The following is a 23,440-nucleotide window of genomic DNA, read 5'->3' as shown; positions in this document are numbered from 1 at the left end:
GTGCTTTTGAGCCTTATCCGTTAGCCGCGTCGCCCCGGCGGTTCAATGACCGGGGCGGTGCGTAAACACAAAGCGGACTCCTTAGAGAGTCCGCTTTTTTCTTCTGATTCCGGCTTGCGACGAGGTGCTTGAGCCGAACCAGGTCTGCGTGAATAGGGATTAACGCTTTGTCGTGATTTTTCCGCATCGCTATGGTGCGATTCAGAAGACCGTCGATATTTGTCGGCTATGACTAATCGAAGCCGAGAAAGAGGCGGTATAATTCGACATCGCGTTTGATGCCTAGCTTATTCTTTGCGGCGTTCTTCTGCGTGCTTATCGTCTTTTTACTTCGGCATAGCGTTCGTGCGATTTCATCGACAGTGAGCCCGGAAATGAAAAGGCGAACAACTTCTGCTTCCTGTGGGCTGAGCGCTACGCGTTGCTGTCCGTGTGCAACGCTTGATTCGACTCTTGCTGCTGCGACGTGCCTGGGAGCCCGTTGGTCAATGGCGCGAACTGCATTTATCGCAGAGAGCAGCATCTCCATGTCGCTTGATTTGTCGACGACTGAACGAATGCCTAACCGGCTGATTTTCGTCAGCAGGGTCGGCTCTTCGATCACGGTATACACGATGATATTCAGGTTCGGATAGCGTCGTCTCAGGAACGAGAGGAATTTGATGCCATCGCCGTACTTGCCATTAGGCATGGAATAGTCGGAAATCAGAATGTCGCATCCGATATGATCCAATAGTTCGACAATCTCTCCTGAATCGTGTGCCGTTCCGATGATCTCAAGGGAATCACTTCCAGCCAGAAAATGCTTGATTCCAGCCGTTACGAAGGGATGGTCATCGGCGATGATCACTCGGCATTCTTTCTTGGTAGAGATCATGTGTGGATCAGAAAAAAGAAAAAAACCAAAGATCCGGAAATGAGACTACCGCAAAGGGTCATTTGTGCCGCTAGTCAGCGGATCTCATGATTTGACTGTTGTAATGTCGTATTTTTTGAATAAGCTGGTCTAAAAGCGGGAGAATTTAGCCTGACTGGAATGTTTTTGATATGAATTTAATGTTAAGACTTTTAGATGGGGGGTGAAATCGGACAAGTCTGGGTCTCCCAAAGAGTACGCTAACGTCGCCGATTGGCAACGCGAATTCTCGTCGAATAAGTTCGCATTCCGAAAATATCGCGATACCTATGCGCTCAAAGGCATGTGACGTCACGGAGCTGAGGTGAATAGCGCCAAATGGTGGCGTTGTGGCCATAATTTCAAATCCGCTGACTACTTTTTGATCCAGGGGAGCGCAGGTAGCCATTGCTCGTCACTATGCGATGCCGGTCATGTCGAGCCGATGTGATTCACCGTGCATCGAAAGGCGTTTGCTTTCCGGACATGTCTGCAATCATTAAGCAACGTCAATTGTTAAGTTTGAATGTATCTTGGATCAAGTGCAGGACAGCATGCGAGATAGTCGGCAGGGTGTGTTCACGTGTTTCACATGTAGAACGAGCTGTGGTCGGGACCGGAAAATGACCAATAAATGAAAGGAGATTGAATGAAGAGCCAGTTTTCGATCAGCGCACTGAGCGTGCTGCTGGCGTTTGTGAGTCTAAGGAAAACGGAGCAGGATCACATACTGGCGCAGGTGAATAAGTACCTGCTGGCATCTCCTGTCCAAAGGCGTACGATGGTAAAGAATTGGAAGGTGGGCGCAGGAAATTGAAAGGGTTGATCGTGAGGCGCTGGCGTGGCGTCCAGGCCGATCGTGTACAGCATGCAGATCGAATAGGGGCGAGACGTTTGCATACTTTTGAATAACGGCGCGAGGCAAAGTCGCGGCCTGATTCGAGATTGGCTGCTAAACCGTACATGTCTGGTATGTCAGGCGGCTGGGGTCGGATACTTTCGTGTGCTTGCACAGAGCTTCCAGGTACCGTTCAGGGGGTGTTATGAAGATCGATCTGCTTGTTGCCGACGACCACCCCACTGTGGTCGCCGGCATACTTCATGAACTGGCGCGCGTGCCGTTCATCAATATCGTCGGGACAGCGAATAATTCAACCCAAATCATCGAGCGTCTCAATTCCACACATTGCGATATTCTGCTGACCGACTATGCTATGCCGGGTGGCGAATTCGGCGACGGGCTGATGCTGCTCGCATTTCTTGCGCGGCGATTCCTTGGGCTCAAAATAGTCGTTTTGACGATGATGGACAATCAGGCAATGGTGCAGCAAATGCGCAAGATTGGTATTCCAGCCATTGTTAGTAAGAGGGACGAGTCGCGACATCTTATTACGGCGATCAACGAAGTTTACGCCGGCGCTGAATATTTCTCGCCCAGTGTGGTTAACGTGGAGGAACTGGCCAATACTGGGCGTCCGCTGCGTTCGGCCGCCGAGGACGCAGCAGGCGACGTTCGGCTGACTGGCAAGGAATTGGAATTCCTTCGTCTTTACTCGTCAGGTCATTCGGTCGGGAAAATTGCCGAAATCCTCCATCGCAGCAAACAGACGATCAGCGGCCAAAAAGTCAGCGTAAAGCGCAAGTTGGGAATTTCGCGGGATGCGGATCTTTTCCGCTACGCCTTTGACGCGGGATTGGCCATGGGACGCGAAGATCGACATCACACCAGCGCGCCGCACGAAGATGGGGATAACAACTCCGGCCTGCCGAGTGGTGGGGCGGACAAGTGAAACCAGAGTGCGTTGGACGGAGGAATAAGGGGCTCCGATTTCGCTGCATGCGGTATCGGAGCGCGCTGCAACAGCCACAAGTACACGACGCGGCTTAAGGACAGGGCGTGCCTAGAATCAGCCGGTTTAGACCACTGGCAGAACTCCGACACTATCACCAACTGGTGGTTTTTGGCGGCGGCGCAATTGTGACCGCAATGGTCATCGTTGCGTTTCTTGTCAATGTTGCAGTCATGGTCAAGGCTCAAATTGATCGTGAGCGGCAGCAGTTTTTCAATGACAAGAACGTCATGACTGAAGCCATCAAGGTCAAGGAAACCTTCTTTCGAGCGATGGTGGTCGGCGCCGAAGTGTCGTGGGCAAGGGGCAGGCAGGCTCCGGCCGATTGGGTGGGCGCGTTCGTGATGGGCGGCTGTACTTCCGTTGTCCCGCAACCGGTGCCCGGCATGGCGCTTGTATCAGTGGGCCGGCCAGGCTGTACAGCATCGGATGCAGCGCTTCCGCGCATGCTGGCGCTCGCCCAGATATTGGAGCAAGGCGTTGCTGTCAACGACGTGGCCTGGGAGGGGCTCCTCAAGGGAGCGTACTTCTACGGTACGGACTCCGATTTCGCGAGCATGCTGGTTCCGTCCCGCCGCTCAGCAGCGCTGCTCGAGCAGATCCATTCCGACCGCTCATCTTTGATGCAATCAATCCGCATTGATTTGTCGAAACCTGATCAACCGGATGCCGATACGCGCTTACCGGCCGTGAAACGCAAGCTTCATTGGTTGACGCCAGCCATGAGTCCGGTTACCGGTGAGGTTACCGGACGAGTTGCAGGCGTTGTGCTCAATGCGGCAATTCCATTTGCGGTAGTCGTGGTCGAGTTCGATCCCAAGATCCTGTTTTCGTCACTGTCCTCCTTGGGCCGGGGAACCTACCTCGTCTCAGATCCCACGGGGCGATTGGTGGTCGCGAGAACGGCACACGGCTTCGAGCCGCCGACGTTGTCTGGTCTTGGGCAGGCCGGCGATCTCCAGATGCCAGGATCTCTCGACGGACACTTCGTCAGTTTCTCCGAAGGTCTTGGCGATACAGGATGGAAATTGACGTATGTGTTTTCCTGGCAGGAGGTCGTGTCGGCTATTGCAGGGCACATGCTCCTGTCCGCATGCATGACGTTTGCGATCATTCTGGGCCAATGGGCAACATTGCTGCTTATGATGAAGCGCTACTTCAAGCCGATCATGGATCGATCGGGTCGCGTTTTTGAGAGCGAGCATTTAAGCCGGACATTGATCGAGACGGCCCCAATCGGCTTGAGTCTCATCGCTAAGGACAGTGGAACCCCGCTCCTGAACAGTCCCACGATGCACAGGGTGGGGACGGCCGCCGTTCCAGCGCTCCTTGCCAAGGTGAACAAGGATGATTTTTCGCCGCCCGAACCGAAGAAAAGCGGCACGCAACGAATCGTCAAGCCAGTTGAGATTGAAATCGTCTCGTCTTCCGGTAGTGCGAATACTTACTCCGTGAATGTCTCATCGGCTCGCTACCTTGGCCAGGATATCCTCGTCGCGGCATTTTCAGACATCACTGAGCAAAAAAGAATCGAAGAGTATTTAAAGGACGCGAAGCAGGCAGCCGAGTCGGCAAACGCGGCGAAGTCCAACTTCGTTGCCATGATCAGTCATGAAATACGGACGCCACTGAGCGCCATCATAGGCAACCTCGAGCTTCTGGGCGATTCAACGCTGAACAATTCGCAGAAAGCGAGACTCTCGACAATCCGCGCATCCTCGGCTGGACTTCTGACTATCATTAGTGACGTGCTCGATATCTCGAGAATCGGCGCCGGTCAAATGAACCTGGAGTGCGTTCCATTTCAGGTCGTCCCTGTCATCGAGCAGGCTCTGATGTTATTCGCACCCGTCGCTGCCGGTAAGGGAATCATGCTGGCAAGTGATATCGATATGGAAATGACTCAGCAATTTTATGGGGATAAAAATCGCCTGGCACAGGTCATCCATAATCTGATTAGCAATGCTATAAAATTTACCGAATCTGGTATCGTGAAGGCGATAGCCCGTATTGAGCCGGAAGAGAAAATGCTGGTCATCGAGGTTCGCGATACCGGCATCGGTATGACCAAAGAGCAAATGAGCAGGATATTCGAGGCTTTTGTTCAGGCGGATGCATCGATCGCCAGCCGATTCGGCGGAACTGGCCTTGGGCTATTTCTTTGTCAGTGGTTCGTTCGCGCAATGTCTGGCAGTTTGTCTGTTGAGAGCAGTGTCGGTGCAGGGAGTCGCTTTATCGTGCGCCTGCCGCTTGACGATCGGGTGCAAATCACAGAGGTGACTGCAGACCTGAACGGCAACGTTCTGCTCCTGGCATCCTTGGATGAGTGGCACGCGTGGGCTGCTCCCCAATTCACGAGATGGGGGCTGTCTGTCCGATATGAACAGCGGCTCGACTCACTGGATGACGACGAGGTCGGCGACTACGACTTCGTCGTCATGTTTCACGACGGAGCGGCCTGGGATCAGGACGACGAAGACCGGATTGTCGACGCTGCGAAATGGGTCGTGGACTGCCAGCGCGACGCACCAGCCCGGCCAGTACAAACGGGGAAAATCATCACGGTGTCTACCTGTTCGATTACGGCACTGCATGAAGCGGTGCGTATGGCGCTCGACGGCGATGTTCGTGCAGGCCAGGGGGGCATAGGCGGAGAATCCTTCTCACAAGGTGGGCAAGTGCCCGCGCCGCGTCGCGCCGTTCGCGTCCTCGCCGCCGAGGACAATCCGGTGAACGCACAGTTGCTGGCTGATCAACTCGAGCAACTGGGGGCCGACGCGCTGGTGGTCAACTCCGGGGCTGCTCTATTGGCCGAGCTTCATTCAAAGCAATGGGACGTATTGCTAACCGATCTGAACATGCCGGACATGCACGGCGACGAGGTCTGTGTCGCGGTAGGCGCCGAACTCCCGGATTTGCCGTGCATCGTCATTACGGCGCAGGCAACGGCGGATGAGCGAGAGCGATGTGAACGAGCCGGAGCCAGAGATATCCTCCTGAAGCCCGTATCCATGCGGACGCTTTATCAATTGCTGCAAGGGTTGAATGTCCTGGCGCCCGATATGGAAAATACGCCGCCACCCGATCGCGTGGCGTCGATTCCGGCGCATTTGCGTGCCAGCTTTGCCGAGACAAGCTCAAAGTCCATCGAGGTGTTGCGGGACGCATGCAAGCACAATAACGCGACACAGATGCGCTCAGAACTCCATTCCTTGAAGGGCATGTTTTTTATGACCGGGTGCAGAGAACAGGGCGAGAAGTGCGAGGCAATGGAACGGGTGCTCTTCAGTGGCGATTCGGATTTGCGCGCGGACATTGACGAACTGGCTGCGCAACTTGCCGGTCTGCTGGCTACCGATACCGAAGACGGGCGCTAACAGTATCTCCTCCACCTCCGCAATGCTGGAAGGAATTGCGGTGAGGCGTTGCTCACTCGAACGGCTCGTCTTGGGCTGAGGTGCGGAGTTGGGTGACGTGGATCATTCCCGACGTCTCGACCAGATGATTGGTGACAGATCATCTGTCTAGCGCGCTCGGTTCGCGTCCGTGCTCTCGAGCCGGAACCTGGTAATCCATAGATACCTCGCTTCCGAACAAGTCTGGTACATGCGTGAACGCGCCGGGCATATCATCAAATTGTCGTTTCTGATGTTCCGATGCTCGGCACGAAACGGAACACGCTAAGGCTATTCGCTTTATCCGGTTTTGCTTATTTTCGAACCAATTTATATTTGGTACAAGTAACGCTATGAATTTATCCGGATTATATTCGCGAAGCGTTGGAATTGAACATAAACGACAGAATAACAGTCGATGGGTAATGCTGGCCGGTAGCCTTCTGCACCACGCTGGCAGGCTTCGATTAGGGCGCAGGTCGAAGAGGGTGCGGGTGAAAAATGGATGTGGTGAAAAGTTCATTTTATGATACGAAAATGATAACGTTTGCCATAATATCAATTCTCGCTTCTGGATTTTTGATCGTATTTGGTTTCTGTGCTTCGCTTCTATTCTTTGGGTTCCAACCGCAAACAGTACCCATCCTGAGTAGCTTCCTCGAGGCGAAATCCATTACGTTTCACGTTGGCTGTTCCGGGGCCACGGAAGATACCAGCGCGTGCCTGGCAAAGGCCTTTGATATATGCGGACGGCAAAATAAAGGCGCACAAACGCTCTATATAAAAAAGATCGCCTTTCAGGCCGAAAATGGGCCGGTCGATGTTGCCTTTCTCTGCGGAGCCGATCCAGGCCGATCTTCAGCGTCCATGTAGGAGGCCATTTCAAGAGCACTGTGAGGGACGATCGAGTCAGCTTCGGAATGGACAGTCGCGGAGCGTGTCGATCGGCCGAGGCAGCCTTTGTACGGCCACAATCAGAGTCGGACGAATAGAGAAGTTCGCTGCGAGGCAGCGTATCGCGAGCCGGTCGGTCGCCTCGAGCATCAGCCGGGGCCGAATGACATTATTTCAAGATGCCCTTAGTTTGTAGGCGCTGCAGGAATACTCCACGGCCGCGGCGGCGCTAATCTGCGCCGCACCTACAAATGTAGAGGCATGAGAACGATATTCTGTGCGCTTCTGGTCAGCGCGGCCGCGAGCGCTTCCCACGCGCAAAATGACGCAACCGGCGTAACGCCGGCAGTCGATCTGGAAGCGCAGTGCAACGACGACGTGACGGCGGCATGGATGTACGCAACGGCACACAAATCCGGCCGGGTTACCTATGACCAACTCGCGCATGAGAACGCTGAATTGCTTGCCCAACAAGAAGCAAAGCGCGACCGGATGAACCAGATCGCGTACCTCGCGTACAACGATCCGCGATTCGAACTCTTCGCAGATCAGTCCGAGGTCGCCCCCTTCATGGAAACTTGCGCTGATCCTGGTGGTCGTTTCGACCCGTTCAAATGGGATGGCACAGCGCCTACTCCAAAACGTAGGTAATTCGGGCGAAGGCGGGGATGCCGCGCCGTTAGCGCAACCAGCCAACATATGCTCCAGGACATCTGCGTTCGCTACCCCCCCCCATCGCCAGGGTGCCGCCTTCGCCACGATTTGCTTATTATTGAGCAAAGCCGGACGCTGGCGTGATGGGGAGGCGATATGAGATTGCGACGATTTTCGCGCATTCACCGCGCGCTAGCCCGCACTTCGTCGGGGACGGCTCGGTCGTTGCGGCGTGAGCTGGTAGTAAGGCCGCCGCTCCCGGAATACACGAGCCATTCGTCCCGATCGACAGGCCTACTCCAGATAAATAATCAGGATTGCAGATGAAGAATGAGGGAGAGTCCGGAAGACCTTGTGTGACAGGTGGCTTTCAGCCGCGTGACGAGATGCGGAGCGTAACGCTCACGGAGCTCGAACTAGCCATGCATTATTGGCAGCGGGAGGCGCTGCGCACTGCATGGGATCTATTATTTGCTCAACCCTTGACTGGGCTCCAGAAGCGATATCGTTGGCTCGTCGCCACGCGCCGTCACACGGTCGATCTTGCAAGCCTGCCGCCCAGTGAGCAACTGGCGATTCTCCTGTGGCGCGAGTCATTGCCCAAGGAAGAGTGAGGTACGTCGATCAAGGGAGGCAGGATTAGCCAACGGAGGGGCACGATGAAAGAGGGAGATGTCGCGACGCGGCTTCAGGGCCGCATTGCCGAGCGAATGGCTGATGGAAGTGAATGGACGATTGCGCAACTCACACGCGCTCTCAATGCTAGCGTGGGCGGCGTTGCAGTTGCACTACGGAAGATGCAGGCTAAAGGCGAAGTCAGCGACGCGGGCTGTGTCGCGCAGGGCAAGCGCGGCCCGTCCTCCAGGGTGTTCAAGCGCGCTACGTTGTCGCACGAACACAACGGTGCTGAGCGCCGGGTCAGCGAGCGGGTAATTGTAGCGCGGCGATGGCCGAAGGCCGACCCAGACCTCACTGCGGCCATGAGCGCCATGACTCGGCACGATCGGGACTAGCCGCGGAGTCTTGCCATCGCAACGCGGGGACGCAGTTTTCTTTCCACGCTCCTGCCCAAGTCGTGAGGCAGTCTGCCCATGCTGCGTTGATCCGCCATCCCATCACACGACTGAGCTGCCGGTGCAGACTTAGCTGGCGAGATCGGTTAAGGTTTGGCGCCCCATTTGCGACGCTTTCGGGAATGGTCAAACGTATGAAAGAAGCGCAGGAAGTTCACATGATGTGTTATATGGCTGGGGTCGTTTCAGCCAGGGGGCTGCGTCACATTCTACGGCTAGTTCACCATAGGCATAGGCTTGAAGCCGCCAACCAGATTCCGGCCGCCGATGGAAAAGATCCGGAACAGGTCGGCATCGCCTCTAGCTCCAAGCTTTCGCATGGCAGCACATTTTTGGGTACTTATCGTCTTATGAGTCTTTCTTAGCTTCTGCGCGATTTCACTAATCCTTAAACCGGAGATGAAAAGGCGCATGACTTCGGCTTCTCGCGCGCTAAGAGGATGCTTTCGCTGCTCATCGACAGTCACTGTCTCACGTTGACCGCCTACCTCAGGTTCGGGGGAAAACGTATCGCCGGCAAAAGCAGCGTTGATCGCTGCAAGCAGCGTTTCCATCTCACTCATCTTGTTTACCACTGCGCGGATTCCCAATCGATTGATTTCCGAAACTAGCGCAGGATCGTCAACTGACGTGTACACGATGATCTTCTGGTGAGGGTAGCGCCGTCTCAGGAACGAGAGGTAAGCAAGGCCGTCGCCAAATTTTCCGTTTGGCATGGAGTAGCCGGTGATCAGTACGTCGCATGTCGTTTGGTCGAGCTTCTCCACGACATCTCCCGAATCGTGAGCAGTCCCAACGATGTTTATCGTTTCGATTCTGGATAGATAGCGCGTGGCTCCGGCGATGACCAGGGGATGGTCATCGGCAAGGATGACGCGAATTTTCACATGGTTAGACATGACAGTTCGATTAGCCTAGCAATATCTGAAGAGCGAGCAGCGCACCGAAGAACATGATTGCGAGCAGGATGACCCCGCCGAGCAGGAGAAACAGCCACGACTCCTGAACCAGGGAGTGGGTAAGCAGGCCGTCCGGTTCAGGCGGCGTTGCTTCGCACTGGACTGGACGATCGAAATGGATGGCTGAATGCGCGCAGTCGCACCTGCGCGCAACGTCGAGCAATGCAAGCGGGCTCATGACTTCCTCTCTGTCGCACAATGTTTCTGGATGAAATCAGGATAAGAAAACACGTGTGCTGAGAGACCCAGACAAGTCCGCTACGAAGTGCGACGTGCCGACGCATCAGGGCGGTTGTCGAAACGGTTTGGTCGAACGACTGTCGCGCCCGGAAAAGCGGGCAGGGCTCGAATATCCCGCCCGCTGACCGAAGGGAAGTGCAGCTTCAATTTGCCTCGCCAGGTCCGATGAAGCGCCCGCCGCCGCGACGGCCGTTGAAGGACTACTGTAGCGGCTGAACAGGCAACAGTGCGGTCCATCTGGTCCAGCCGCCTGCGCTATCCCCAGATATCAGGCGCACGGCTCGCGAACCGTCGCAGAAGCGCAGTGACTCGGCGTGGCACGCCTTGGCGTCGAAAATGCTGCGTTCGCCGATATAGCCTTGTTCGTGCGTGAACGCCAGATTGCCCTCTTGCAGGATTTCGAGGCATACGGGCCATCCTTCAGCGAGCGCCTCGTGGCCCCAGTTGTTCAATAACGTCACAGCGGCTTCTGCATCAAACATTTTCTCTCTCCTCGCTCCACACTCACCCTTTCGGAGTTAGCGAAGGGCGTTGGTCGTCTTCGGTCAATACGTCGGACTGCGTCGCTCGGGCAGGAAGCCTTGCTTGACTGCTGCGGCGCGCCGCGGTTGAGCTATGTTCGCAAACGAATCAATTCATTCTGATATCCAGAATGCCGGCCACACGACCTGCGCGAAAAAGGCGCGAAGCGGGTCATGTAGTAGCACCTTAAAAAAATCGTGCGGCCAACCTGCATGCTGAATCGACGCTGGGAACGTGTCGCAAAGATACGCCCGGGAAAGTCATCGAGGAACGCAGGGCAGAGCGGAACGCGTAAAGTAGGACCGAACACGCTTCCTCGATACCTATGACAGGGGTGCCATGAAGATTCATCAGCTTCGAGCGCTTGTCGCTATCGCAGACACGGGCAGTGTTCGCGGTGCGGCGCGTCTGATCAATTCGTCGCCGGCCGCGATTACCCAGTGCCTCCAGTTACTGGAGGAATCGGTGCAAATGCAACTCGTCCTGCGTACGCCCTCGGGCGTCACGCTGACCGCGAGCGGGCAAACGCTGCTCACCCACGCGCGGCTCGTGGCCTCGCAGGTGACGCGCGCTCACGAAGCCATGGATGCGCTACGCGGCAACACGCGCAAACGTCTCTCGGTTGCGGTCACGGCATGGGTCGCACTCGCGTTCCTTCCAGGGGCGGTTGCCCGCTTCCGGGCGCGGATGCCTCAAGTCCAGCTCGAACTGTTCGAAGGACTGCTCGCAATCGCCAATCCGCGGCTACGCGACGGTAGCCTCGACGTGTATGTAGGCCGGCAGACGCCAGGCGCAACCAGTTCCGAATTCACATATAGACCGCTGTTTGCATCGAGCCGTGCAGTGGTCGCGCGCCGCGATCACCCAAATGCAGAAAGCCGTTCACTGGCCGATTTGCTCCACCTCGACTGGCTGGTTGCGCTCGACCCCGAAACCGAGGGCCATGCTTCCTACCGGATGTTCGCGCAGCACGGGTTGCCGGTGCCGCGTAGCATCCACTATTTGCATTCGCTGACCGTGGCTGTCGCGCTGCTCAGGGGAACGGACATGGTGAGCATCTTTCCATGGCCGTTGGTGGAATTGTGTGCGGAGCGCGACGGCCTGCGTGCGGTGCCGGTGCGTGAACAGCTCGATGATTCGATGGTGGGCATCATTACGCGCACTGGTGAACCTGCGGATGCCGCGTCGCGTTGCTTTATTGACTGCCTGATCGAAACGGTGCGCGCCGAAGAATGGACGCAGGCTCCCGACATACGGCGCGCCATGCACTCCGTTGAAATATTGATCTAGAGATTATCGCCCTCGCTGGGCGAGTTCCAGCCTGTTCAGCCGCGCTTCTTGCTTTCGCCTTTGCGCGAACTGGCATAGAGAGGCGTCGGCGAGCCAACCGCTTCGACAATCACGCGACCCGTCCCGGTTCGTTGTATCCCCAGCGCCGATGCCGCGGCATACGAGAGGTCAATGATTCGATGGTGGGTATACGGTCCCCGATCGTTGATACGAACGATGACCGACTTTCCGGTGCGCGGGAGCGTCACCCGCGCGTATGAGCCGAGCGGCAAGGTCCTGTGTGCGGCGGTCATGGCGTTCGTATTGAAGCGTTCGCCATTTGCGGTACGACGACCGTTGAAGGCCCGTCCATACCACGAGGCAATGCCCGACTGCCGGAATCCATGTTGTAGCGCTGTGCCGCCCTTTGGCGTTTCAGGCGCGATGTTGTACGGGTGATCCGGTTCCGGATGCCCTTTGCTTCCCGAACCATTGCCCGGCGCAGGAGCTCCGGAATGGTGGGCCAAGGGGAACCTGGCGCAGCCAGCCAGCACTGCCGCCGCTGACATCATGATTGCCAGCCTGATATGGCGCGTCTTTCTGATCACGGGTTGAACCTGTATTTGTTCACGAATACAGCGGATCAATACAGATCCCGATGTCGCGGGCTGCAGTGCTGCCGATCCAGACAAGGACGTGTATCGCAGTCGTCTTGAAGAGCCGTCCTCGTGAGCGGGGCTTATACCCTTGGCTGCGCGAGGACGGCTGTGGAGCCATCGTGAGGTCAACCCTGGTGATGGAAGGCGCCGTGATCGTCACGGTGATCAGCGTCATGGCGGGCGCGTTCGTCATGACGTTCGTCGTGCCGCACTTCGCGATGGTCCTGGGCCATGCGTTGATGCGCTTCCCAGTCCTTGCGATCTCCCATGCGATGGTCGTCGTGGTAGCGGTCGCCGTGCCAGCCGGGCGTGGCTTCCGTAGCCGGCGCCGGGGCGACGAACGTTGGGGCTGCAGTATTGCCGAGGTTGATGGAAACGCCCGCGTGGGCCGTGCCGGCAGCAATCGTTGCGCAGCCTGCGATCAAGGACAGAATGAGTTGGCTCTTCAATTTCATATGGAATCCTTATGAATGTTAATTACAGTTAACAATGCTGTCGACAGGGTGCCGAAGCGCAAGAAGTCTACAGTGGATGGGTTAGTGAGATGCGATGGATGAGTAACAGAGCTGCGCGGATAGTTTCGGTAAATTACCGTTCGCCCCCGGGGTTACAGACCTCCATTCAATTTGACACTTCGAGGATGCCATGATCGCTTCGTCCCGATTGAGACTACCTGGCCTGATGACACGCAGTTAGCAATCCCGCCGGGTCAACGGGAACACGGTCCTTGCGAACCTCGAATATGAGCGATTGATTTCCATCTGGTTGATCGCTCATTTCCGCGATCGCCTGGCCTTGGGTGACGACCGCGCCTTCCCGGGTGAGGATTCGCCCTGCATTGCCATACGCGGTGAGCAGGTGGCGGTCGTGCCTAATGACGATCAGGTTGCCGTATGCCTTGATCTGGCTACCCACGTACACGACGCGCCCGCCTCGCGCGGCACGTACAGGAGCGCCTGGTGCGAGTCCAATCACCATATTTTTCGAGCCGGCGGCGCTGAACGTCTTGAGAACGGGACCGTCCGCCGGCCACGCGAGTTCGTGCGCTGCCGGGTCCGCGCCTGGCTGGGCTTCGCAAGCTGGCGTCGGGTTCGCGGCGACAGGGTTTGCGACCGGCGCGACGCGCAATAGTTGACCAGCGGCGAGAGGCGAGTCGAACGATATGCCGTTCCACTTCGCGATTAGAGATGGGTCGCGGGAGAACCCGGACGCCACCGACGCGACAGTGTCGCCATTGTTGACGCGATAGTAGCCAGCGCGCGCCAGCGGGAGTTCCGCGTGGGCGAGTGCGCCCGACTGCGGCGCACAGTTCTGGGAACCCGGCACGGTACTGCAGCCAGTCACCTGGGCAAGGCTGCCGCAAAGCACGGGAATCAGGAAGTGCACGAGGCGTCGCGCAGAATAGACTGCGCCGTGTCTATCGCCGATCGTCAAGTTCATTTTTCAGACTCAAAATTCCAGGAGTTGCTGAGGCGTGTATGCCGCGCTATGCGGCATTGCTGGCTGCGGGCGCGTTCGACGGATCACGGAGTCCCTTGTCCGCGCCGGGGCAGGGGTGAGCCTGGGACAGTTCGTGATTGCATCCCGCATTGCGGCGCTTGCTGCCGCTTCGGTGAAAGACGTGCGCTACGCCCCAATAGCTGCGGTCGAGTTGTGGATGACGCATGACCGGCGTCAACCGTTCGCCGTATGCATGGAGTCCGGTGGGTGCCGGTGCGTCCTTCATGATGCCTTTCGCGGCACAGGATATGCCTGCGCAGACGCATGCGACAGTAAGCAGGAAGGCGCCGTATTTCATGATTGAGGCGGTGAGATCGATGCGGAATAAAGAACTATCGTATATCGATTGTCTGCGTCGTTGGTTATGGATTTCAAGGATTTGATGATCCTTTACTAATTTAATTACGGATTGCGAACGGATAACGATAGTGATTTCATTTTATAGTGGTCAATTGATAAACATCTTTAAAGGCGTTAATTTGCGGCGCTATCCGGTCAACTCATTGTCGACATCGTGCGTTTGGTCGAAGCCGAACAATTTCATCGGCGATTCAATCAAGCAGGGATATACCGTGATGAAGAAGAAGTTCGTAATGGTCGCTGTTGCAGCACTGTTCTCGGCCGGCGCATACGCTCAGGTCGATCAGGCCGTCCAGGTGACCAATGCGGTGAAGGACCAGGTAGCGCAAGCCGCTACCGCGCAGGTGGTGCAGGCGGTTAAGGATCAGGTGGCGCAGGCTGCCGCAGCTCAGGTTGCACAGGCAGTCCAGCAGCAGGTCGCGCAGGCGGCGGTCGCGCAGATCACGCAGCAGGTGAAGGAAGAGGTCGTGCAAAACGCGCGTGGCCAGGTTGCCACGGCCAACTCGACTTCAAGCGAGCCGGCAACTGTGCCTGTCAAGTACAAAAAACATAAGCATAAGCACAAGAAGCACACGAAGCGCCACGCGAAGCATAACGCCGTGCACATGACGAGCGTGAAGAATGCGGATCACGCAGCAACTGCCGCTACTCCTTCGGTCGCAAGCGATAGCGCAATGCCTGCTTCATCGGCCACGGCTGCGCCGCGTCAGTAACACGTGACTAAAACGTGAGATGTGCTGCATGGGCGCCCGTCACACGGCGCCCATGCGGATGTAGTCGTTCTATGCAGGGCGGACGCTGGTGTTACGTGCGCGCCGCGAGATGTCGACCGGGTGTATCCGGCGTTCTGGTGCACGAACGCTCAAGACGCCCATGCGAAGCGCGGCCTGTGCTCACTCGCCACTGGTCCATTTGACCTTTGCACCCAGTGCGCACAGATTTTCGACGAAGCGCGGGTGCGCCCGCCGGATAGGCTGCGCATGCATGATCTCGGAGCGCCCCTCGGTGCTCGCCGCAACCATCAGTAGTGCGATTGCAACGCGAATAATATAGGGGCTCTCGACGCGGGCGGGCGTCAGCGTCAGTCCTCCGAACGTGATAAGCCGGTGTGGATCCGAAAGGAATGCGTGGGCACCGAACTTCGACAATTCGCTGGTCCAACCCATCGCGCCATCGTAGACCTTGTTCCAGAACATCGCGCTGCCTTGCGCCTTCACGCCGAGCGCAACGAAGATCGGCAGCAGGTCCACGGGTAGATACGGCCACGGCGCCGCTTCGATCTTGGTCAGGATATTCTGCGTGAACGGCCGCTGTACCTTGAGCGGGCCGTTGCTTAGCGCACGCGACCAACCGTCGCGATGCACAACATGCACGCCAAACTTGGCAAAGGTCCTGTCGATCAGGGGGAAGTGCTCCGGCGCCGAGTTCCTGACTGCGATATCACCATCCGTAATTGCGCCCAGCGCCAGAAAAGTCGTGATCTCGTGGAAGTCCTCGCTGAAGCGGAACTCGCCGCCGCCGAGCTGTCCGCCGCCTGTCACGCCGAGCCGCGAGGTGCCGATGCCTTCGATACCGACGCCAAGCATGGCCAGAAAGCGGCAGAACTCCTGCACGTGTGGCTACGAAGCTGCGTTGACGAGCGTGGAGGTTCCTTTGGCGGACGCCGCGCAAAGTGCAAAGTTCTCGGTGGTCGTAACCGACACATAATCGAGCCAGTGATCGTTAGCAATCATCTGCCCGTCGTGGCGCACGATCAGGGAATCGTCGGTGCGCGTAACGCGTGCCCCGAAACGTTCGAATACCTCGACGTGCGGGTCGATCTCTCGCACGCCGAGTGTGCAACCTTTCACGTCGCTCTCCAGGCGCGCTACGCCAAAACGCGCAAGCAGCGGGGGGATCAGCATGATCGACGAACGCATCTCCTCGGGTAGCCGGTGCGTCGCTGGATCGAAGTCGGTTGCATGGTGATGCAGGTCGAGAATGCCCGTCGAGAAGTTCACAGAAACTTCGCTGCCCAACGAGCGGAAGATGTCGAGAATTTTGGTGACGTCAGTGATCTCCGGCACGCCGACGAGGCGCACCGGTTTATTGGTGAGCAGCGTGGCGCAGAGAACAGGCAGAACGGCATTCTTGTTGGCCGAAGGCGTGAGCTCTCCCCGCAGTGGAAATCCGCCGTGGACGATCAGGTTGGACATATTCGAAAACGTACTAAAAAATCGGGCCTTGAAGGCGATATCACGCTTTCACGTCGACATGCCGGGATGGTTGCCACTGTCTGGATGATCCCGCTGGATGCCGGGAGATCGGCGGTCGACAGCTCTTGTAAAAAACGGGATTCAATGCGCTGCGCTATTGACCTCGAATTGGCCGAGAACGATTAAAGCATTGCGCATCGCCGCGTTCGCGCGGACGCCACGACGTCTAACGTGCATTCGTGCTTATGCGAAGTTGTGCGACCGCGCGAGACATAGGCCGCAGCGCATCCGCATTGCGGATGACGTGCCGCCGTCTGTTGCGCATGGACGAGCATCGACCGGGCGAGCCGAGCAGATTTGCGCCTGGCCGCAGGCGATGATTGCCATGGATGCCGAAGCAAAGTTCGGATCGGATCTGGCTTCAAAGAGGTCCAATGCCGCGCGCTCGCGCCGCATCAGGCCAGGATTATGGGGGATCATGGTCACGCTGAAATGCACGTGGAAACTCTCAGCGCAAGTGTAGCGCTCTTTATCATCGCAAAAAATTTCTGCGCGACGATTCCCTATAAAACTTAACGGGGTCCAATATACAGTGTCTGATAGATATGCCGCCGAAAAGAAAGTCAAATATCGTTATATGGACACTTTTCCAGCAACTCCGATGCTAGTGTGCTGAATGTATCTGTTCTTGCATTCATGGGGCATGGGGTGCCGAACGCTTTCAGCGCAATTGTGTGAGAGGAGACAATGGAAAAAGTGCGTACTTATTCGTCGGAGATGGTTGGCATCGGGCCGTTGGCCTTGCTGCTCATTTTGGTTGTCCTGGCGTGTTACGGCACGATGGCCGATAGGGGTTTGCTAGGTCCTGGCGGGTTTGCGATCATCGCAACCGCTGGCGTGACATGGACTGGCGATGAGTTCCGGCGAAGCCTCAACGAGTCCAAAACGCTGTGCTTTCCAGCTTATTTTGCAGCAATCGGTCATGTGGTCGTACTGTTGATCGCGGTGCTCACGCTGGCAACCGCATGACCGTCGGTGGTTCGCACCCTTAGGCCAGAGTATGTCCGGCGGGTTAGCCGCCGAGACCGACTTCAATCGCGTAGCGAACGAGATCCGTATCGCGTGTGATGTTGAGTTTCGCCATCGCGTTGGACTTTTGCGTACTGACCGTCTTGATGCTACGCGCGCGCCTGCCGGCAATCTCCTTTAAGCTTAGTCCGGACGCATACAGTCGCACGACCTCGATTTCGCGTGCGGAAAGCGCGCGCACATTTCGATCAATGAATTCGGCGCGATGGAGGTTCTTGTGCAGCGCCGGAGACAGGTAGGTTCCTCCGAAAAAAGCCGAATAAATGGCTTTGATCAGATGACTGGTCATATCGAACTTGCTGATAATGCAGCGAATACCGAGTTCGATAAGCGCCCGCGTCAATATTGCGTTTTCCGTGGTCGTTGTCACTACCACATTCAGGTTTGGATGGCGCTGGCGAATCGTGTCGAAAAGCGCAAGGCCTTCACTGAACCGGGCGCCGGAGATCGAATAGTCCGCGACAAGCACGTCGAAGTATTGATTGGCCAACGCGTCCATCATCTCGCCAGAGTCGTGTGCGGCTTTGGTGACGGCTATTGTGCTTGCGGTCGACAATACGTAGCGCGCGCCACATACAACGATAGGTTGACTGTCCGCCAGTAAAGCATGAATTGGAACGCTTCGCATGACAATCCCATTCGCGATTATTGTTTGGCGGACAAAATGATCAACCGTGATATGCGCATATCAAATTATTCGCTCGATTCCTGTATTCCAGCGCTCGTCTGAGAACAACTACCGATCCTGAAGTGCGGGCCCAATTCGCGAGAGGGGCGGCGCATGCAGAATCCAACCACCGCAGCTTTCCCCTGTGCCAGTTGGGCACTAATCAACTCAATATGCATGCTACGCGAGGCCTTTACCTTTCGTGGCAGGACAAGTTCGGAACTGCGGTGGCATAGATCCGGATTTACCGTGCGCATCGGCGAGGCTCGACGGGGTCGCGCCCTTTTTTTGGATCGGCACTCGGATTGGCACGGTGCTCGTTTGCAGCAAGCCACGTTCGGTTCGCCATTGCGCGCGCCGTCCTGCTATGCGAGGCGAATCCGTTACTGGAACTGTCTTGTCGGTAAAGGGCCGCATCGCATACGACTGCGAAGCCGCGCGCGGGCAAGAACTAGTCGATGTTGCCCGCAAGCTGGCGGGCGCGGAAATGCCGGCGTACGAGATCGATCCGGCTGAGCGTATCCCTTCCCGCAACAGCGCGAGAGGTGCGACGGACTCGGAGGCCGTCGCTGAGTTGGACAGGCCCTGTTTCACTCCGTGTATCTAGATCCATTGCACAGATTCGTCTACGGAATTCGTGTGCATCCATCCAAATCATGACAGGCCTTGGATTGCCCAGGCAGACCCGCGCCGCTGTGCGTAACGGGTGACGTGTGAAGCCGTCAGTGGGTGTTAAGAATGGTCATATCTGCTCGGTGCCAAGTCGTAACCATACTTGTCCGGCTCGCCTCTCACACTTCTTTTAGCAACATCGCGACGTTGTCAATTTGCGGGCATGTTTGCCTTGGCAATGTCGCTGCTCAGGTGGCTCAGATTGGCGCTATTGCGCTGGGCGTTTGAGATTCGACGGCGGGTATCACCCCGGCAGGCGGGATGGCCGCAATGTGCGCGATGGCCTTTGTTGGGCCGGTGCGGCGCTCAGCTCGCCTGCGAGTGCGGCTGGCAGCACGTACGCAACTGCGATGGGCAAAAAGCGGGCGCGAATAGTACTGCCCCAATGGCACCGGACTAGTCCGGAATTGGGTTGGGCTTTCGATCCCGTAATAGTCCGGCGCGTCCGTCGTATTTCTGCTGCCTGTTCTTGTGGTCGCCAGGAGCGGACTCAGGGCGTGGACTGTTTAGCGTCCGCGTTCTGTCCTGGTGCGTTACGACGACGGTCAAACCCGTACTCGTCTGGGGCATCTGGTTTGGCCTGATGCGTACTCTAGCGAGTGGAAAAAATCAATAGGTGAGACTTCTCAGAATATCGAGAGACGGGACGATTGCTGTGCTGCTCGATGGATCGGAAATCGATAGGAATATTTGTAAATAAATCAGGAATGCAAATGAATAAGTCGTATCGGACGGTGTGGAACGAAGCCGCAGGAACATGGGTTGCTGTGCAGGAGAACGCTGCCGCGCGTGGCAAACGCTCATCGGTCAAGACTTTGGTTGCTTCGTCTGCGGTTATGGCGGTAACCGCGTTGAGTGGATATTCAACCGTCGCTGAAGCAGATACCATTGGCGCTGGAACCTATACCTGTAGTAGCGCTGGTGGTTCGCTTAATGGCTACAGCTACGGTACTAATTACAACGCGGTCGACGGCAGTGGGGACTGGTCTTCCGTTGCGGGCTGTGCTGCTTCCGGTGGTAACCATCTGGCAGCAACAGCCTTCGGCACGTTTGCGTCAGTCACTGGCGACCTCGGCGTGGCTTTTGGCTTTGGTAGTAACGCAGCAGGCGGTGCTACAGCGCTCGGAACGCAGTCGTTTGCGCTCGGCAACAATAGCGTGGCCATCGGCTTGCTATCCACTGCGACGCTGGCGAACTCTGTCGCGCTGGGCAATGGCGCGAAAGCCACTGTTGCGGCTACCCCCATTCCTGGCGGGATGATCGGCGGCACGTCGTACAGCTACGCTGGCACGGCGCCGATCGGTGTGGTGAGCGTAGGTGCCGCTGGCGCCGAGCGTCAGATCCAGAACGTGGCAGCGGGCAATTTGACTGCGAGCAGCACGGACGCGGTGAACGGCTCCGAGCTTTACGCAACCAACACGCAGGTCACGACGAACGCGAACAACATCACGACGCTGCAAGGTCAGGTCACGACGATCCAGGGCCAGGTCACCACGCTGCAAGGCAACGTGACGACCATCAACGGTCAGATCACGAACCTGCAAGGCAAGCTGGCCGACGCGGTGATGTACGACTCGTCGTCACATACTTCGGTGACGCTGGGCGGTTCGGGCTCGACCACGCCGGTGGCGTTGCACAACGTGCAGAATGGCACGCTGAGTGCGACGAGCACGGACGCGGTGAACGGTTCGCAGCTGAACGCGACGAACACGAACGTGACGAACCTCTCGAACACCGTCAACAACATCAACAACGGCGGCGGGATCAAGTACTTCCACACGAATTCGTCGCTGGCAGATTCGTCGGCCGTAGCCACGAACAGCACGGCAATCGGTCCGGCGGCGACGGCCACGAGCGGGGGCGGTGTCGCGATTGGCCTTAACACGCTTGCAAGCGGAGGTGGCGTCGTTAGTTTGGGGAGTGGCTCGACGGCTTCCGGTAGCAACGGCTCAGTCGCTATCGGCAGTTCAACGACCGCGTCGGGGACGGGCGCTATTGCCATGGGCGTTGGTGGGTCGTTTGGCGGTGTGGCAGTTGCTAGCGGGATGGACGCCATGGCGCTTGGCAATGGCGCGACGGCCTCTGCCCAGGCTGGTACGGCGCTTGGCGTGTCCGCGACCGCCAGTGGCGGCACGTACGCAACTGCGGTTGGCGCAAATGCAGTCGCGACTGGCAACAACTCAGCGGCAATGGGCTACAACGCGAAGGCGAGCGGCCAGAACGGAGTTGCGATCGGCTACGGCGCGAACGCAAGCGTGGCGAACTCGGTCGCGCTGGGCAGTGGCGCAACGACTTCGGCAGCGGTGGGCACGGCGAGCGGCGTGATCGGCGGCACGACGTACAACTATGCCGGCACGAGCCCGACGGGCACGGTGAGCGTGGGTTCGGCAGGCGCTGAACGCACGGTCACGAACGTGGCAGCGGGTCAGGTGGCGGCCACGAGCACGGACGCGGTGAACGGTTCGCAACTGTACGCGGCCGATACGCAGATCACGGCGAACGCGAACAACATCACGACGCTGCAGGGTAATGTCACGACCCTTCAAGGCAACGTGACGACCATCAATGGTCAGATCACGACCATCGACGGCCAGATTACGAACATGCAGGGCCAGCTGGCCGATGCGGTGCTCTACGACTCGTCTGCGCATACGTCGGTGACGTTGGGCGGCTCGGGCTCGACCACGCCGGTGGCACTGCACAACGTGCAGAATGGCACGCTGAGTGCGACGAGCACGGACGCTGTGAACGGCTCGCAGCTGAACGCGACGAACACGAATGTGTCGAACCTCGCGGGTAACGTGACGACGCTGCAGGGCAACGTGACGACCATCAACGGCCAGATCACGAACATGCAGGGACAGTTGGCCGATGCGGTGCTGTACGACTCGTCGGCGCATACGTCGGTGACGCTGGGCGGCTCGGGCTCGACCACGCCGGTGGCGCTGCACAACGTGGCGAATGGCACGCTGGGCGCATCGAGCCTTGATGCGGTGAACGGTTCGCAGCTGTATGCGACTAACACAAACGTGTCGAACCTGGCTGGCAACGTGACGAACCTCGCCGGTGACGTGACGACCATCAACGGCCAGATCACGAACATGCAGGGGCAACTGGCCGATGCAGTGCTGTACGACTCGTCGGCACATGACTCGGTGACGCTGGGCGGCACGGGCGCGACCTCGGCAGTGGCGCTGCACAACGTGGCGAATGGCACGCTGAGTGCGTCGAGCCTTGATGCGGTTAACGGCTCGCAGCTGTATGCGACGAACACGAATGTGTCGAACCTCTCGGGTGAGGTGACGACGCTGCAGGGCAATGTGACGAGCATCAATGGTCAGATCACGAACATCGATGGCCAGATCACGAACATGCAGGGTCAACTGGCTGACGCGGTACTGTACGACTCGTCGGCGCATGATTCGGTGACGCTGGGCGGTACGGGTGCGACCTCGGCAGTGGCGCTGCACAACGTGGCCAACGGCGCGCTGGGCGCATCGAGCCTGGATGCGGTGAACGGTTCGCAGCTGTATGCGACGAACCAGAGCATCTCGAACCTGTCGGGCGACATCACGAACATCAACGGCCAGCTGGCTGATGCGGTACTGTACGACTCGTCGGCGCATGACTCGGTGACGCTGGGCGGTTCGGGTGCAACGTCGGCAGTGGCGCTGCACAACGTGGCGAATGGCACGCTGAGTGCTTCGAGCCTCGACGCGGTGAACGGTTCGCAGCTGTATGCGACGAACACGAATGTGTCGAACCTTTCGGGTGCGGTGACGACGCTGCAGGGCAACGTGACGACCATCAACGGCCAGATCACGAACATGCAGGGTCAACTGGCCGATGCAGTGCTGTACGACTCGTCGGCACATGACTCGGTGACGCTGGGCGGCACGGGGGCGACCTCGGCAGTGGCGCTGCACAACGTGGCCAACGGCGCGCTGGGCGCATCGAGCCTTGATGCAGTGAACGGTTCGCAGCTGTACGCAACGAACCAGAGCATCTCGAACCTGTCTGGCGACATCACGAACATCAACGGCCAGCTGGCTGATGCGGTTCTGTACGACTCGTCGGCACATGACTCGGTAACGCTGGGCGGTACGGGTGCGACTTCGGCAGTCGCGCTGCACAACGTGGCGAATGGTACGCTGAGCGCATCGAGCCTTGATGCGGTGAACGGTTCGCAGCTGTATGCGACTAACACAAACGTGTCGAACCTGGCTGGCAACGTGACGAACCTCGCCGGTGACGTGACGACCATCGATGGCCAGATCACGAACATGCAGGGGCAACTGGCAGATGCAGTGCTGTACGACTCGTCGGCGCATGACTCGGTAACGCTGGGCGGCACGTCGGCAACGTCGGCAGTGGCACTGCACAACGTGGCGAACGGCATGGTGAACGCATCGAGCCTCGACGCGGTGAACGGCTCGCAGCTGTACTCGGTGTCCAGTTCGACGGCGGCAGCGCTGGGTGGCGGTTCGACGGTGAACAGCGACGGCTCGATCTCGGCTCCGACGTATCTCGTGGGCGGCGACACCTAC

The 23,440-nt window shown here is 57.7% G+C and carries 21 protein-coding genes and 2 pseudogenes; 13 read left to right on the top strand and 10 right to left on the bottom strand.

Features of this window, described 5'->3' with window-relative positions:
- Positions 1–232 precede the first annotated feature (232 nt).
- Positions 233–877: a response regulator transcription factor gene (locus U5A57_RS02405; RefSeq protein WP_321907868.1), complete on the bottom strand. Its 645-nt coding sequence runs from the start codon at positions 875–877 to the stop codon at positions 233–235.
- A 667-nt stretch (positions 878–1,544) separates the two neighbouring features.
- Between U5A57_RS02405 and U5A57_RS02400 the strand changes: the two genes are divergently transcribed.
- The 7 genes from U5A57_RS02400 (at position 1,545) to U5A57_RS02370 (ending at position 8,701) form a co-directional block, all read left to right on the top strand.
- Complete coding sequence (locus tag U5A57_RS02400; RefSeq protein ID WP_321907867.1) at positions 1,545–1,712, top strand: hypothetical protein; 168 nt, start codon at positions 1,545–1,547, stop codon at positions 1,710–1,712.
- A gap of 226 nt (positions 1,713–1,938) precedes the next feature.
- Positions 1,939–2,685, top strand: a complete 747-nt coding sequence (locus U5A57_RS02395) for a response regulator (protein WP_321907866.1) — start codon at positions 1,939–1,941, stop codon at positions 2,683–2,685.
- Between the two features lie 107 nt (positions 2,686–2,792).
- The gene (locus tag U5A57_RS02390; protein ID WP_321907864.1) at positions 2,793–6,122 is read left to right on the top strand and encodes an ATP-binding protein; all 3,330 of its coding nucleotides are present in this window, start codon (positions 2,793–2,795) and stop codon (positions 6,120–6,122) included.
- A gap of 519 nt (positions 6,123–6,641) precedes the next feature.
- Positions 6,642–7,013 carry a hypothetical protein gene (locus U5A57_RS02385; RefSeq protein WP_321907861.1) on the top strand — a complete coding sequence of 124 codons (372 nt, stop codon included), beginning with the start codon at positions 6,642–6,644 and terminating at the stop codon, positions 7,011–7,013.
- Positions 7,014–7,295: 282 nt separating this feature from the next.
- Positions 7,296–7,685: a hypothetical protein gene (locus U5A57_RS02380; RefSeq protein ID WP_321907859.1), complete on the top strand. Its 390-nt coding sequence runs from the start codon at positions 7,296–7,298 to the stop codon at positions 7,683–7,685.
- Positions 7,686–8,011: 326 nt separating this feature from the next.
- A complete protein-coding gene (locus U5A57_RS02375; protein ID WP_321907857.1) occupies positions 8,012–8,302 on the top strand; it encodes a DUF3717 domain-containing protein in 291 nt (96 codons plus the stop codon).
- A 45-nt stretch (positions 8,303–8,347) separates the two neighbouring features.
- Positions 8,348–8,701, top strand: a complete 354-nt coding sequence (locus U5A57_RS02370; protein WP_321907855.1) for a hypothetical protein — start codon at positions 8,348–8,350, stop codon at positions 8,699–8,701.
- A gap of 275 nt (positions 8,702–8,976) precedes the next feature.
- On the opposite strand, the gene U5A57_RS02365 is transcribed toward U5A57_RS02370, so the two are convergent.
- The 3 genes from U5A57_RS02365 to U5A57_RS02355 all read right to left on the bottom strand — a co-directional run bounded on the left by U5A57_RS02365 (position 8,977) and on the right by U5A57_RS02355 (position 10,442).
- Entirely contained in the window at positions 8,977–9,660 is a 684-nt protein-coding gene (locus tag U5A57_RS02365) for a response regulator (RefSeq protein ID WP_321907854.1), read from the bottom strand.
- 10 nt (positions 9,661–9,670) lie between these two features.
- A complete protein-coding gene (locus tag U5A57_RS02360) occupies positions 9,671–9,898 on the bottom strand; it encodes a hypothetical protein (protein ID WP_321907853.1) in 228 nt (75 codons plus the stop codon).
- Between the two features lie 262 nt (positions 9,899–10,160).
- Positions 10,161–10,442 (bottom strand): hypothetical protein, encoded by a 282-nt coding sequence (locus tag U5A57_RS02355; RefSeq protein WP_321907852.1) that lies wholly within the window; start codon positions 10,440–10,442, stop codon positions 10,161–10,163.
- A gap of 379 nt (positions 10,443–10,821) precedes the next feature.
- Here U5A57_RS02355 and U5A57_RS02350 point away from each other — a divergent pair, with 379 nt between their 5' ends.
- Positions 10,822–11,772 carry a LysR substrate-binding domain-containing protein gene (locus U5A57_RS02350; RefSeq protein WP_321907850.1) on the top strand — a complete coding sequence of 317 codons (951 nt, stop codon included), beginning with the start codon at positions 10,822–10,824 and terminating at the stop codon, positions 11,770–11,772.
- A gap of 35 nt (positions 11,773–11,807) precedes the next feature.
- Here U5A57_RS02350 and U5A57_RS02345 read toward each other — a convergent pair whose 3' ends face one another.
- The 4 genes from U5A57_RS02345 to U5A57_RS02330 all read right to left on the bottom strand — a co-directional run bounded on the left by U5A57_RS02345 (position 11,808) and on the right by U5A57_RS02330 (position 14,136).
- A complete protein-coding gene (locus tag U5A57_RS02345; RefSeq protein ID WP_321907848.1) occupies positions 11,808–12,359 on the bottom strand; it encodes a septal ring lytic transglycosylase RlpA family protein in 552 nt (183 codons plus the stop codon).
- Between the two features lie 176 nt (positions 12,360–12,535).
- Complete coding sequence (locus U5A57_RS02340; protein ID WP_321907846.1) at positions 12,536–12,865, bottom strand: hypothetical protein; 330 nt, start codon at positions 12,863–12,865, stop codon at positions 12,536–12,538.
- A 214-nt stretch (positions 12,866–13,079) separates the two neighbouring features.
- On the bottom strand, positions 13,080–13,850 hold the full coding sequence (locus U5A57_RS02335) for a peptidoglycan DD-metalloendopeptidase family protein (protein ID WP_321907844.1): 771 nt from the start codon (positions 13,848–13,850) through the stop codon (positions 13,080–13,082).
- 46 nt (positions 13,851–13,896) lie between these two features.
- On the bottom strand, positions 13,897–14,136 hold the full coding sequence (locus tag U5A57_RS02330) for a hypothetical protein (protein ID WP_321907842.1): 240 nt from the start codon (positions 14,134–14,136) through the stop codon (positions 13,897–13,899).
- Between the two features lie 202 nt (positions 14,137–14,338).
- Between U5A57_RS02330 and U5A57_RS02325 the strand changes: the two genes are divergently transcribed.
- Complete coding sequence (locus U5A57_RS02325) at positions 14,339–14,983, top strand: hypothetical protein (protein ID WP_321907840.1); 645 nt, start codon at positions 14,339–14,341, stop codon at positions 14,981–14,983.
- Positions 14,984–15,163: 180 nt separating this feature from the next.
- On the opposite strand, the pseudogene U5A57_RS02320 reads toward U5A57_RS02325, so the two are convergent.
- Positions 15,164–16,465: pseudogene (locus U5A57_RS02320) on the bottom strand (UDP-N-acetylglucosamine 1-carboxyvinyltransferase).
- Here U5A57_RS02320 and U5A57_RS02315 point away from each other — a divergent pair.
- Together U5A57_RS02315 and U5A57_RS02310 are read left to right on the top strand one after the other, a co-directional pair.
- Complete coding sequence (locus U5A57_RS02315) at positions 16,445–16,651, top strand: hypothetical protein (RefSeq protein ID WP_321907838.1); 207 nt, start codon at positions 16,445–16,447, stop codon at positions 16,649–16,651. The pseudogene U5A57_RS02320 and the gene U5A57_RS02315 sit on opposite strands and share 21 nt — an antisense overlap.
- 561 nt (positions 16,652–17,212) lie before the next feature.
- Positions 17,213–17,494, top strand: a complete 282-nt coding sequence (locus U5A57_RS02310; RefSeq protein WP_321907835.1) for a hypothetical protein — start codon at positions 17,213–17,215, stop codon at positions 17,492–17,494.
- Positions 17,495–17,537: 43 nt separating this feature from the next.
- Here U5A57_RS02310 and U5A57_RS02305 read toward each other — a convergent pair whose 3' ends face one another.
- Positions 17,538–18,182, bottom strand: a complete 645-nt coding sequence (locus U5A57_RS02305) for a response regulator transcription factor (RefSeq protein ID WP_321907833.1) — start codon at positions 18,180–18,182, stop codon at positions 17,538–17,540.
- 1,376 nt (positions 18,183–19,558) lie between these two features.
- Here U5A57_RS02305 and U5A57_RS41650 point away from each other — a divergent pair.
- Both U5A57_RS41650 and U5A57_RS02300 read left to right on the top strand, forming a co-directional pair.
- Positions 19,559–19,732: pseudogene (locus U5A57_RS41650) on the top strand (ESPR domain-containing protein); the annotation flags it as partial.
- A gap of 237 nt (positions 19,733–19,969) precedes the next feature.
- The coding region (locus U5A57_RS02300) for a beta strand repeat-containing protein (protein WP_415774574.1) at positions 19,970–23,440 on the top strand (3,471 nt) is incomplete at its 3' end.

The organism is Paraburkholderia sp. J11-2, from assembly GCF_905220185.1.
In the GTDB taxonomy this organism is placed as follows: Bacteria; Pseudomonadota; Gammaproteobacteria; order Burkholderiales; family Burkholderiaceae; genus Paraburkholderia.
This window is presented reverse-complemented; position numbering and strand designations above follow the sequence as displayed.